Below are 12,472 nucleotides of genomic sequence, written 5' to 3' on the forward strand. Positions count from 1 at the left end.
GACGAATACAGCCTCAGGAGACATGAATGATCCGCAAATACCTGATGAGCGCGGCGCTGATCGCCGTCGCTCTCCCCGCCTTCGCCGCTGACCAGATCCAGATCATCGACCCTTATGTCCGGGTCTCGACCCCGATGTCGAAATCGGCGGCGGCCTTCATGGAGATCAAGAACATCTCCGATCTCGACGACCGGCTCGTCTCGGTCAGTTCGAACGTTGCCGCGCGTGTCGAACTGCATACGCACAAGCAGGGACCGAACGGCGCGATGCAGATGCTCGAAGTCAAGGAAGGCTTCGAGGTTCCCGCCAAGGGCGAGCATGTCCTGCAGCGGGGCGGCGATCACGTCATGTTCATGGGGCTGAAGCAGTCGCTCCATCAGGGTGACATGGTCACGCTCAATCTGCGTTTCGAGAAAACCGGACTGATGGTCGTCGACGTCCCGGTCGATCTGAGCCGCGATCAGCCGACCGAGACTGCGCAGGATCCCGCGCCTGTCTCCACACCGGAGATTTCACATGAAGACGTGACCCACGGCGAGCCGGAACATACCGAGCCCACCATGGATAAGAAAGAAGGCGATATGTAAGCCGGGCAGGGCGGCGCTCAGCCGCCCAGCTGCTCCAGCATCACAGCCGCAGCTGCAGAGGCCGCGCTTTCACCGCTGGCCACCGCGTCGCCCAACTCGCGCATTTTCGCCCGGATCTCCGGATCCCGGCGCAACCGCGCGAGGAGCCCCTCGCGGACCTCAGCCTCGAACCAGTGCCGCGCCTGCTCGGCGCGGCGCTGATCGAAATGTCCGTTCGCGCGGCGCCATTCGGCTAGCGCGGTCATTTCTTCCCATGCTTTCTCCAGCCCGTTCTCCTCCATGGCCGAGACCGGCAGCGCCTTCGGGAAACCCTCGGGGTCCTGCGGGCGCTTGCGCAGCAGCCGCAGCGCGCCCGAGTAATCCGAGACCGTCCGCATGGCGGCCGGTTTCAGATCGCCATCCGCCTTGTTCACCAAGATCAGGTCGGCCATCTCCATGATGCCGCGCTTGACGCCCTGCAGCTCGTCGCCGCCAGCCGGGGCCATCAGCAGAACGAACAGGTCGACCATCTCGGCTACCAGCGTCTCGGACTGGCCGACGCCCACGGTCTCTATCAGCACGACGTCGAAGCCCGCCGCCTCGCAGAGGCTCACCGCTTCGCGGGTGCGTCGCGCGACGCCGCCGAGATGCGCTTGTGAGGGCGAGGGGCGGATGAAGGCGTTGGGATCGCGCGACAGACGTTCCATACGGGTCTTGTCACCGAGGATCGAGCCGCCTGAGCGGGCCGAGGACGGATCGACCGCCAGCACGGCGACCTTCAACCCCTTGCCGGTCAGCATCATCCCGAAGGCTTCGATGAAGGTCGATTTGCCCACTCCCGGCGTGCCCGAAAGCCCGATCCGCAGCGCCTGACGCCCTTCACCTGCGAGCGTATCGAGCAGTTCGACCGCCTGCGCGCGATGCTCCGCCCGTCCGGATTCCACCAGCGTGATCGCACGCGCCAGGGCGCGACGATCGGAGGCGAGAATGCGCGGAGCGAGGTCGGCGGGGCTTTGATCGGTCATCGGCAGGCTTTCGCTGATTTTGGGTATTCGTGTCAAAAATGACATCAGACGTGAAGACTTATCGGTTACTTGCCTGCACCCTGCGACCTATGTCCAGAGCGAATGGGAAATTCCTGACAAGAGGATGCCAATGAGATTTCTATCGAGCCTTGCGTCGCGCCCGGTGGCTGCGATGCTGAGCGCCGCGTTGCTAGTCGCGCCCTTGGGCGCGGCGCCGGCGCGCGCCGATCAGAGCGACAAGATCGTCTTCGACGTGGTGCTCAAGGGCATCCGCGCGGGTGAGCTGGCGATCAACGGCAAGATCACCGACGGTGCCTATGGCGCGAACGGCGTGTTGCAGACGGCGGGCCTCGTGGGGCTGCTGCGGAAAATCAAGTTTTCGGCCAGTGTCTCCGGCCTCTATGACGGTCAGAAGTTCACCCCGATGAAATATTCAGAGGTCGACGACGCACCGGGACGCAAATCCAAGCACCAGATCATCTACAATAACGGCACGCCGGTTTCCGTCAGTCAGCAGCCACCGCGCAAGCCCTCGCCCCGGGATGTCGATCCCGCGAAACAGGGCGGCACGGTCGACCCGCTGACGGCGCTCTATGCGGTGCTGCGCGACGTGCCGCGCGACGAGGCCTGCAAGCTCGACGTGAAGATGTATGACGGCGCGCGGCGCTCGCAGGTGCGGCTCTTCGAGCCCAAGCCCGATGGCAAGAACATCGTCTGTTCGGGCGAATATCGCCGCCTCGCGGGCTTCTCCGAGAAGGACATGAAGGAAAAGTCCCGCTTCGCCTTCACCCTCTATTACGAGCCGAGCCCGAATGGCGGTTTGCAGGTCGACAAGATCGAGACTGATACGCTCTATGGAAAAGGCCGCCTCACTCGGCAATAAGGGGCGGGTGAACACAGACCGCCTTTCCCTTCCTATCGACGTGGTGCTGCCCGATCTGCGGGCGGCGCTTTCATCGCATGGCCGCGCGGTGCTGATGGCGCCGCCGGGCGCGGGCAAGACGACCCGCGTGCCCCTCGCGCTCTTGGACCAGATCGAGGGCCGGATCGTCATGCTGGAGCCGCGCCGTCTGGCCGCGCGCGCTGCCGCCGAGCGTATGGCGGACACTTTGGGCGAAAAGGTCGGCGAGACGGTCGGCTACCGCATCCGGGGCGAGGCGAAGGTCTCGAAATCCACGCGGATAGAGGTCGTTACTGAAGGCATCCTGACGCGCGTGCTGCAATCCGACCCGGAATTGACCGGCATCGGCTGCGTGATCTTCGACGAATTCCACGAACGCTCGCTCAATGCCGATCTGGGGCTGGCTCTGGCTTGGGAGGTGCGCGGCGCGCTCAGGCCCGATCTGGCGCTGGTGGTGATGTCCGCCACGCTCGATGCAGAGCCGGTGGCGGCATTGCTCGACGATGCGCCGATCGTGGTGTCCGAGGGGCGGGCCTTTCCGGTCGAGACGCGCTGGCTGGACCGTCCGGTGGACAGTTCGATGCGGTTTGAGGCCGCGATGGCCGGGCTGATCACTGAGGCCGCTGAGGCGACCGACGGAAGCCTTCTGGCCTTCCTCCCGGGCGAGGGTGAAATACGCCGCGTCGAAGCTCAGCTGAAGGGCTGTCTTTCCCCTGACATCGCGATCCGCCCGCTGTTCGGCGCGATGGAATTCGCCGCCCAACGCGCCGCCATCGCGCCCGCGCCCTCGGGCCGCAAACTGGTGCTCGCCACAGCCATAGCGGAAACCTCTCTGACGATCGAAGACATCCGCGTCGTGATCGACGGCGGCCGCGCACGCCGGGCGCGCTTCGATCCAAGCTCCGGCATGGCGCGATTGGTGACCGAGCCCGTCTCCCGCGCCGAGGCCGAGCAGCGCCGGGGCCGCGCGGGCCGCGTGGCCGAGGGCATCTGCTACCGGCTCTGGACCAAGGGTGCGGAGGGCGCGCTGCCCGCCTTCGCCCCGCCCGAGATCGAGGTCGCCGACCTGACCGGACTCGCGCTGGAACTCGCGGTCTGGGGTACAGATGGTGGCGATCTGGCTTTCCTGACGCCGCCGCCTGCACCTGCGATGACCGAGGCGCGCGCTTTGCTGGAAGAACTCGGCGCGCTGAAATCGGGGCTGATCACGGAACACGGGCGCAAGCTCGCCAAACTGCCGCTGCACCCGCGCCTCGGGCACATGCTGCTGACCGCGGGCCCCGAGGCGGCACCGCTTGCTGCCCTTCTGGCCGAACGCGATCCGCTGCGTGGCGCGCCCGCTGACCTGACGCTGCGGCTCAGCGCGATTCGCGACCCGAAGCGCTTCGAGGCGCACCACCCCTATACGCCCCATCGCGGCACAATCGAGCGTATCCGATCCGAGGCGAAGCGGCTGGCCCGCCTCGCCACTGCAGTGCCCGAGACCTATTCCTCCGCCGAGCAACTCGCGCTCGCTTACCCTGACCGTGTGGGGCTTCGCCGCAAGGGGAATGCGCCGCGCTACGTGCTCTCGGGTGGCAAAGGGGCGGTGGTGGCCGAAGGCGATCCGCTGGGCGCGCAACGCCTCATCGTGGTGAGCGATCTAGACGGCGATCCGCGCGAGGCGAAAGTGCGCCAAGGCATCGCGATCTCCGAGGCCGAGGTTCGTCGCCTCTACGCGGATCAGATCGCATGGCAGGATGTCTGCGACTGGTCCAAGCGAGAGGGCCGCGTGATCGCGCGCAAGCAGGAGCGGTTCGGCGCGCTGGTCCTCGACGATCGCGTGTGGAAAGACGCCCCGCGCGAGGCGGTGGCGCAAGGCGCGCTGGCAGGATTGCGCCAGATCGGCCTGCCGATGAGCGCGGCGGCGCGCCGGCTGCAGGCGCGGGTGGAGCTGCTGCGCGGGCAGGGGGCCGATCTGCCCGATTTCTCCGATGAGGGGCTTTTGGCCTCCGCCGAGAACTGGCTTCTGCCCTATCTCGGCAAGGCGAGGACTGAGGCCGACCTGCGCAAGCTCGACCTCACCGATCCGCTGCGCGCAGCGCTCGACTGGGAGCAGATGCAGCTGGTGGACCGTCTTGCCCCTGCGCATTTCGAAACTCCGCTCGGCCGTCGTGTGCCCATTGACTACGCTGGCGAGGCGCCGGGCATCGAGATCCGTCTGCAGGAGATGTTCGGCGTCACCACCCATCCGACGGTCGGCCCGAAACGCCTGCCGCTCAGGATCACGCTGCTGTCACCCGGCCACAAACCCATTCAGGTCACGATGGACCTGCCCGGGTTCTGGGAGGGCTCTTACGCCGATGTGCGCAAGGATATGCGAGGGCGCTACCCCAAGCACCCGTGGCCCGAGGACCCGCGCGAGGCCGATCCGACGCTGCGGGCGAAGCCGCGCAAGTGAGCCATGCGCATCGCGCGGATTGACCCTACGAGAGGCTTTCGCGCATATGGCGCGAGGCAATGAGGGAAAACCATGACCGAAACACTGACCTTCGAGGACCGCAAGCGCCTCGAGATGACCGTGCTGATGACGCCCGATCAGGCGAATTTTTCGGGCAAGGTGCATGGCGGCGCGCTGCTGAACTGGCTCGACCGGGTCGCCTTCTCGCTCGCCTCACGCTACTCGCAGCGCTACGCGGTGACGCTGTCGGTCGACCAGGTGACCTTCCAGCAACCGATCAACGTGGGCGAGCTGGTAACGTTTCGCGCCAGCGTGAACCATACGGGCCGCACCTCGATGGAGATCGGCATCCGCGTCGAAGCCGAGAACATCACCGCGGGCACGCGGCGACACACGAACAGCTGCTATTTCACGATGGTCGCGGTGGATGAAAACGGCAAGCCCGCAGAGGTGCCGACGCTGAAGCCCGACACGGACGAGGAACGCCACCGCTGGCGCGCCGCCGAACTCCGCCGGGAACTGCGCCGTGAATTCGCCGCGAAGATGGATGCGGCTGCGGATCACGGCGAGGGCTAAGCCTGGGCTAGTGACCGGAGTTCGGGCCACCGCGCCAAACGAAAAGGGCGCCCCGCGGGGCGCCCTTTCACGTTTCTCTCGACCCTTGCCGATCAGGCGTGGATCGCGCCGTCGCCGCAGGCCAGTGCGGCTTCGCGAACGGCCTCGGAGAAGGTCGGGTGAGCGTGGCAGGTCAGCGCCACGTCCTGTGCCGAGGCGCCGAATTCCATCGCCACGCAGATTTCGTGGATCAGGTCGCCCGCGCCCGGGCCGATGATGTGGCAGCCGAGGATGCGGTCGGTTTCCTTGTCCGCGATCAGCTTCACGAAGCCGTCCGACTGGAACACGGCCTTGGCGCGGCCATTGCCCATGAAGGAGAACTTGCCGACCTTGTAGGCGCGACCGTCCTGCTTGAGCGCCTCTTCGGTCTGACCGACCGAGGCGACTTCCGGGCTGGTGTAGATCACGCTCGGGATCACTTCGTAGTTCACGTGACCATGCTTGCCCGCGATGACTTCGGCAACAGCCATGCCTTCGTCCTCGGCCTTGTGGGCGAGCATCGGGCCGGTGACCGCGTCACCGATCGCGTAGATGCCCTTGGCGGTGGTCTGCCAGTGCGCGTCAGTCTTTACCTGACCGCGCGGCAGCATCTCCACACCCACGCCTTCAAGTCCCAGACCGTCGGTATAGGGCTTGCGGCCGGTCGCGACGAGGACGGTCTCGGCCTCGATCGACGCGTTGCTCTCATCCTTGCGCAGCTGGTAGTTCACCGTGGCCTTGCCGTTCTTCACGTCGACGCTCTGGACGGCGGCGCCCATGACGAATTTCAGTCCCTGCTTGGTCAGGATCTTCTGGAAGTTCTTCGAGACCTCGCCGTCCATGCCGGGGGTGATTGCGTCGAGATATTCCACGACGGTGACATCCGCGCCGAGACGAGCATAGACCGAGCCCATTTCCAGACCGATGACGCCCGCGCCGATCACGACCATCGACTTCGGGATCTTGTTCAACGACAGCGCGCCGGTCGAGGTCACGACGGTTTTCTCGTCGATCTCGATGCCCGGCAGCGACGACGGCTCGGAGCCGGTGGCGATCACGATCGACTTGGCGTTATGGACGTCGTCGCCCACTTTAACCTTGCCGGCCTCGGGGATCGAACCCCAGCCCTTGATCCAGTCGATCTTGTTCTTCTTGAACAGGAACTCGATGCCCTTGGTGTTGCCGTCGATGACTTCCTGCTTGTAGGTCAGCATCTGCTTCCAATCGACCGAAGGCGATTTGCCCTTCAGGCCCATCTTGGCGAAGTTATGCTCGGCTTCGTGCAGTTCATGGGTGGCGTGCAGCAGCGCCTTGGACGGGATGCAGCCCACGTTGAGGCAGGTGCCGCCGAGGCTTTCGCGGCCTTCCACACAGGCGGTCTTCAGGCCCAGCTGGGCGCAGCGGATGGCGCAGACATAGCCGCCCGGGCCGCCGCCGATCACGATCACATCATAGTCAGCCATTATTCTTGCTCCTTGGGTTGGGGCGCGAGCAGGCCTCGCGCCGGGAGGTCAGATCAGCGCGGCAATCGCCAGCGCCAGAATTGCGAAGAAGGAAAAGCCCCAGATGAGCGAGCGCCACGGCACCCAGCCCAGCAGATAGGACGGAATGTAGAGGAGCCGCGCGATCAGGAAGATCCAGGCGAAGGCCACGGTGGCGGCGCTCGATTGTCCGGTCAGTCCGATGACCAGCGCGACGGGGGCGAAGAGAATGAGCCCCTCGAAGGAGTTGTTCATCGCGCGCTGCAGCCGTCCGAGCAGGGTCGAGATCGGCGGCGGCGTCTTGTCGCGCGGGGAAACGGGGTATTTTGTGCCGAGCTCGGTATTGGCCTTCACCGAATACGCCACCATCAGCCCCAGATGGAGCAGGATCGCGAGTATGAGCACGGTCAGTTCGGGGGTCATCGGTCGCTCCCGGAGGTGAGGGAGGACCGGGGGCTGTCTGCCCCCCGGACCCCCCGAGGATATTTAGCAAGAGCGAAGGGGCAGGGGATGCCGCCTTCGTTCCGGTCTTACAGATCCATCAGCAGGCGGCGCGGGTCTTCCAGCGCTTCCTTGACGCGCACGAGGAAGGTCACGGCGCCTTTGCCGTCGACGATGCGGTGGTCGTAGCTGAGTGCGAGATACATCATCGGCTTGATGACGATCTGGCCGTTCTCGACCATCGGACGTTCCTGGATCTTGTGCATGCCGAGGATGCCCGATTGCGGCGGGTTGAGGATCGGCGAGGACATCAGGGAGCCATAGACGCCGCCGTTCGAGATGGTGAAGGAACCGCCCTGCATCTCGGCCATCGAGAGTTTGCCGTCACGGGCGCGGGTGCCCATCTCGGCGATCGTCTTCTCGATCGAGGCGAAGCCCATCTGGTCGGCGTCGCGCACGACCGGCACGACGAGGCCGTTCGGGGTGCCCACGGCCACGCCCATGTGGACGTAGTTTTTGTAGACGATCTCGTTGCCGTCGATCTCGGCGTTCACTTCCGGGACCTCTTTCAGCGCGTGGCAGCAGGCCTTCACGAAGAAGGACATGAAGCCGAGCTTCACGCCGTGCTTCTTGAGGAACAGGTCCTTGTACTCGTTGCGCAGGTTCATGACGCCCGACATGTCCACCTCGTTATAGGTGGTCAGCATCGCGGCCGTGTTCTGCGAGTCCTTGAGGCGCTTGGCGATGGTCGCACGCAGGCGGGTCATCTTCACGCGCTCTTCGCGCGACGCGTCATCGGCATTGACCGGACCGCGCGGCGCCTGCGAGGGCGTCGAGGCGACGGAAACCGAGGCCTGCTTCGGCGCGCTTTCGGCCTTGGCCACGTCTTCCTTCATGATCCGGCCATCCTTGCCCGAACCCTGAACGGAAGCCGGGTCGATGCCCTTCTCCGCCATCAGCTTCTTGGCGGACGGCGCATCCTCGACATCCTTGCCGCCCTTGCCGCCAGCGGCGGGGGCTTCGGATTTGGTCTCTTCCTTGGCGGGCGCGCTGGCGGCGGTTCCACCGCTTTCGCCCTCGGCGATCACGGCCAGCTTGGCCGAGGCGTCGACGGTCGTGCCTTCCTCGGCGACGATCTCTTTGAGAACGCCAGCAGCGGGCGACGGCACTTCGACCGAGACCTTGTCGGTTTCCAGCTCGCAGAGCATCTCGTCGGCCGCGACCGTGTCTCCGACCTTCTTGAACCACGTCGACACAGTTGCCTCGGTGACCGATTCACCAAGGCTGGGCACCATCACGTCGGTCATCTTTCCCTCGTTCGATTGGGGCTGTTGGGCGGGTTTTTCCGCCGGTTTGTCTTCTTTCTTCGGCGCGGGGCTGGCGCCAGCCTCTTCGATCGTCGCGAGAAGCGCATCGACGCCGACGGTCTCGCCTTCGGCGGCGACGATCTCGCCGAGCGTGCCGGCTGCGGGGCTCGGCACTTCGACGGTCACCTTGTCGGTTTCGAGCTCGCAGAGCATCTCGTCGGCGGCCACGGTGTCGCCGGGCTTCTTGAACCAGGTGGCGACGGTGGCTTCCGTGACGCTCTCGCCGAGCGTGGGAACGCGGACTTCAGTGGACATCTATTCAACCCTCCAGTGCATCGTTGACGAGCGCGTCTTGCTCGGCCTTGTGGCGGCTTGCCAGACCCGTCGCGGGCGAGGCGGACGCCGCGCGGCCGGCATAGCGCGCACGGGCATGTTTCGCGTCGATCTTGGCGAGGACCCATTCGATATAGGGTTCGACGAAGAACCAGGCGCCCTGGTTTTTCGGCTCCTCTTGGCACCAGACGATCTCGGCATTTTTGAAGCGGGTCAGCTCTTTGGTGACCGCCTGCGCGGGGAACGGGTAGAACTGTTCCAGACGCAGCAGGTAGACATCGTCGAGCCCACGCTCGTCGCGCTGCGCGAGCAGGTCGTAATAGACCTTGCCCGAGCACATCACGACGCGCTTGATCTTGTCGTCGGCCTTCAGCTCCAGATCCGAATTGCCGCGCTCTGCATCGTCCCACAGGACGCGGTGGAAGCTCGAGCCGGTGGTGAACTCCTCCGCCGTGGAGACGGCCTTCGGGTGACGCAGCAGCGATTTCGGCGTCATCAGGATCAGCGGCTTGCGGAAGTCGCGGTGGATCTGGCGGCGCAGGATGTGGAAGTAGTTCGCCGGCGTCGTGCAGTTCGCGACGATCCAGTTATCTTCCGCCGACAGTTGCAGGAAGCGCTCCAGACGGGCCGAGCTGTGCTCGGGGCCCTGACCTTCGAAGCCGTGCGGCAGCAGGCAGACGAGGCCCGACATGCGCAGCCATTTCCGCTCGCCCGAGTTGATGAACTGGTCGAACATGATCTGCGCGCCGTTGGCGAAATCGCCGAACTGGGCTTCCCAGAGCGTCAGCGCCTTCGGTTCCGCCAGAGAGTAGCCGTATTCGAACCCGAGCACCGCGTATTCGCTGAGCATCGAGTCGATCACCTCGTAGCGGGCCTGACCCTCACGGATGTGGTTGAGCGGGTAATAGCGGTCCTCGTTCTCCTGGTTCACGAAGGCCGAGTGGCGCTGCGAGAAGGTACCACGGGTGGCGTCCTGACCCGACAGGCGGACAGGGTAGCCCTCGGTCACGAGCGAGCCGAAGGCCAGCGCCTCGGCGGTCGCCCAGTCGAAGCCCTTGCCGGTCTCGAACATCTGCTTCTTGTTGTCGAGCAGACGCTGCACCGTCTTGTGCAGGGCAAAGCCCTCGGGCGCGGTCACGAGCGCCTTGCCGACCTCCTCGAGAGTGTCGGGCGAAATCGCGGTGGTGCCGCGCTCGTATTCGCTCTTTTCCCGCTCCATGCCGGACCAGCGACCGTCGAGCCAGTCGGCCTTGTTCGGTTTGAAGACCTTGCCGGCCTCGAACTCCTCGTTGAGATGCGACTGGAACGAGGCTTTCATATCCTCGATCTCGCCCTCGGGGATCAGGCCGTCGGCCACCAGACGCTCGGTGTAGAGTTGCAGCGTGGTCTTGTGGGTCTTGATCGACTTGTACATCACCGGGTTGGTGAACATTGGCTCGTCGCCTTCGTTGTGACCGAAGCGGCGGTAGCAGAAGATGTCGATCACGACGTCCTTGTGGAACTTCTGACGGAACTCGGTCGCGACGCGGGCGGCGTGCACAACGGCCTCGGGATCGTCGCCGTTCACGTGGAAGATCGGGGCTTCCACCATCAGCGCGAGATCGGTCGGGTAGGGCGAGGTGCGCGAGAAGTGCGGCGCGGTCGTGAAGCCGATCTGGTTGTTGACGACGAGGTGGATCGTGCCGCCGGTGCGGTGACCGCGAATGCCCGAGAGCTGGAAGCACTCGGCCACGACGCCTTGACCGGCGAAGGCTGCATCACCGTGCAGCAGCACCGAGACGACCTTGGAGCGGTCCGAACGGTCGGCCAGCTGATCTTGCTTGGCGCGGACCTTGCCGAGTGCGACCGGGTTCACCGCCTCAAGGTGCGAGGGGTTCGCGGTCAGCGACAGGTGGACCTTGTTGCCGTCGAACTCACGGTCGGCGGAGGCGCCGAGGTGGTATTTCACGTCGCCGGAGCCGTCCACGTCCTCGGGCTTGAACGAGCCGCCCTGGAATTCGTGGAAGATCGCGCGGTAGGGTTTTTGCAGGACGTTCGCGAGGACCGAGAGGCGACCGCGGTGGGGCATGCCGACCACGACCTCTTGCAGGCCGAGCTGGCCGCCCCGCTTGATGATCTGCTCCATCGCCGGGATCAGCGCTTCGCCACCGTCGAGGCCGAACCGCTTGGTGCCCATGTACTTGACGTGCAGGAACTTCTCGAAGCCTTCGGCCTCGACGAGCTTGTTGAGGATCGCCCGGCGGCCGGTCTTGGTGAAGGTGATTTCCTTGCCGTAGCCTTCGATACGCTCTTTCAGCCAGGCCGATTGCTCGGGATCGGAGATGTGCATGTATTGCAGCGCGAAAGTGCCGCAATAGGTGCGCTTCACGATATCCATGATCTGGCGCATCGAGGCGATCTCGAGGCCGAGCACGTTGTCGATGAAGATCGGACGATCCATGTCGGCATCGGTGAAGCCGTAGCTCTTCGGATCGAGCTCCGGATGCTGGCCGGTGTCGCGCATCCCCAGCGGGTCGAGATCGGCGGCGAGGTGACCGCGGATACGGTAGGCGCGGATGATCATCAGCGCGCGGATCGAGTCCAGCACGGCGCGTTTGACCGCCGCCTCGTCGACCGCGACGCCGGCCTCGGCAGCCTTCTTCTTGATCTTGTCGCCAGCGGCCTTGCCCTCGGCGGGGGCGGGCCATTCGCCGGTCAGCGCCGCAGTCAGATCGTCGGCTGCCATCGGCGGCCAGTCGCGACGCTCCCAGCTTGCGCCTTCGGCGGATTTTCTCACGTCCTGATCGGGATCACCGAGCGAGGCGAAGAAGGCAGCCCAGGCGGTATCGACCGAAGACGGATCTTCGGCAAACTTCGCATAAAGCTGCTCGACATATTCGGCATTCGCGCCTTGCAGGAACTGCGAGGCATTGAACTGGTCGTTGGGGGATTGGTCGGTCATTTTCCTCACCTTCGGTCGGTGAAACAGGGATCTGCGGGAACTCGAACGTTTATCGCCGGCCCGTTGAAGAGCGCGCTAAGCGCGGGGCACGCGAGGCGGTGGCGGGGCCGCGCGGAGCGCAGAGGCCCTCGCGACGGATACGGGGGTGGAACGGCACATGATGCTGGGTCCTTTCCTTCGCGCGCGGGGCCCTCACAGATACGTCGAAACCGGCACCTGCTTGCCCGGGCATATTGCCTTCTGGCTCAGTGATGTAGGTGCTGATTTCGGGACTTCCATGCAGGGCAGGGATGCGCGCGGGGTCGGAGGTGCCCGACGAGCGGGGAGCCGGGACCGGAACGGGCCCGCCATGAGCGGAGGTTCCGGCGAATTCCGTGGCGAGCCATGCGCCGCTCGCGACGCGCTCTGCCGCAGAAGAAGACCGGCCCCCGTCGCTGCTTTCG

At 65.1% G+C, this 12,472-nt stretch carries 9 protein-coding genes; 4 read left to right on the forward strand and 5 right to left on the reverse strand.

Annotated features, from left to right (window positions below; genetic code table 11):
* Positions 1-26 precede the first annotated feature (26 nt).
* A complete protein-coding gene (locus B6V73_RS04780) occupies positions 27-587 on the forward strand; it encodes a copper chaperone PCu(A)C (protein ID WP_075776202.1) in 561 nt (186 codons plus the stop codon).
* A gap of 17 nt (positions 588-604) precedes the next feature.
* On the opposite strand, the gene meaB is transcribed toward B6V73_RS04780, so the two are convergent.
* On the reverse strand, positions 605-1,591 hold the full coding sequence (gene meaB / locus B6V73_RS04785) for a methylmalonyl Co-A mutase-associated GTPase MeaB (protein ID WP_088724666.1): 987 nt from the start codon (positions 1,589-1,591) through the stop codon (positions 605-607).
* 130 nt (positions 1,592-1,721) lie between these two features.
* Between meaB and B6V73_RS04790 the strand changes: the two genes are divergently transcribed.
* The 3 genes from B6V73_RS04790 (at position 1,722) to B6V73_RS04800 (ending at position 5,508) form a co-directional block, all read left to right on the forward strand.
* Positions 1,722-2,474, forward strand: coding sequence for a DUF3108 domain-containing protein (locus B6V73_RS04790; RefSeq protein ID WP_088719092.1), 753 nt, complete (start codon positions 1,722-1,724; stop codon positions 2,472-2,474).
* Positions 2,475-2,481: 7 nt separating this feature from the next.
* Entirely contained in the window at positions 2,482-4,932 is a 2,451-nt protein-coding gene (gene hrpB / locus B6V73_RS04795) for an ATP-dependent helicase HrpB (protein ID WP_240504098.1), read from the forward strand.
* A gap of 72 nt (positions 4,933-5,004) precedes the next feature.
* Positions 5,005-5,508 carry an acyl-CoA thioesterase gene (locus B6V73_RS04800; protein ID WP_075776198.1) on the forward strand — a complete coding sequence of 168 codons (504 nt, stop codon included), beginning with the start codon at positions 5,005-5,007 and terminating at the stop codon, positions 5,506-5,508.
* 92 nt (positions 5,509-5,600) lie between these two features.
* Here the strand turns inward: B6V73_RS04800 and lpdA are convergent, their stop codons facing one another.
* The 4 genes from lpdA to B6V73_RS04820 all read right to left on the reverse strand — a co-directional run bounded on the left by lpdA (position 5,601) and on the right by B6V73_RS04820 (position 12,029).
* Positions 5,601-6,989, reverse strand: a complete 1,389-nt coding sequence (gene lpdA / locus B6V73_RS04805) for a dihydrolipoyl dehydrogenase (RefSeq protein WP_075776197.1) — start codon at positions 6,987-6,989, stop codon at positions 5,601-5,603.
* A gap of 48 nt (positions 6,990-7,037) precedes the next feature.
* A complete protein-coding gene (locus B6V73_RS04810; protein ID WP_075776196.1) occupies positions 7,038-7,430 on the reverse strand; it encodes an MAPEG family protein in 393 nt (130 codons plus the stop codon).
* Positions 7,431-7,537: 107 nt separating this feature from the next.
* Complete coding sequence (odhB, locus tag B6V73_RS04815; protein ID WP_088719089.1) at positions 7,538-9,070, reverse strand: 2-oxoglutarate dehydrogenase complex dihydrolipoyllysine-residue succinyltransferase; 1,533 nt, start codon at positions 9,068-9,070, stop codon at positions 7,538-7,540.
* A 4-nt stretch (positions 9,071-9,074) separates the two neighbouring features.
* Entirely contained in the window at positions 9,075-12,029 is a 2,955-nt protein-coding gene (locus tag B6V73_RS04820) for a 2-oxoglutarate dehydrogenase E1 component (RefSeq protein WP_075776194.1), read from the reverse strand.
* Between the last annotated feature and the right edge of the window lie 443 nt (positions 12,030-12,472).

This window comes from Thioclava sp. JM3, from assembly GCF_002213185.1.
GTDB lineage: Bacteria > Pseudomonadota > Alphaproteobacteria > Rhodobacterales > Rhodobacteraceae > Thioclava > Thioclava nitratireducens.

Coding starts and splice junctions, on each gene's coding strand:
- odhB (WP_088719089.1), bottom strand. CDS start 9,070: ATGTCCACTGAAGTCCGCGTTCCCACGCTCGGCGAGAGCGTCACGGAA.
- meaB (WP_088724666.1), bottom strand. CDS start 1,591: ATGACCGATCAAAGCCCCGCCGACCTCGCTCCGCGCATTCTCGCCTCC.
- B6V73_RS04800 (WP_075776198.1), top strand. CDS start 5,005: ATGACCGAAACACTGACCTTCGAGGACCGCAAGCGCCTCGAGATGACC.
- B6V73_RS04790 (WP_088719092.1), top strand. CDS start 1,722: ATGAGATTTCTATCGAGCCTTGCGTCGCGCCCGGTGGCTGCGATGCTG.
- lpdA (WP_075776197.1), bottom strand. CDS start 6,989: ATGGCTGACTATGATGTGATCGTGATCGGCGGCGGCCCGGGCGGCTAT.
- B6V73_RS04820 (WP_075776194.1), bottom strand. CDS start 12,029: ATGACCGACCAATCCCCCAACGACCAGTTCAATGCCTCGCAGTTCCTG.
- B6V73_RS04810 (WP_075776196.1), bottom strand. CDS start 7,430: ATGACCCCCGAACTGACCGTGCTCATACTCGCGATCCTGCTCCATCTG.
- B6V73_RS04780 (WP_075776202.1), top strand. CDS start 27: ATGATCCGCAAATACCTGATGAGCGCGGCGCTGATCGCCGTCGCTCTC.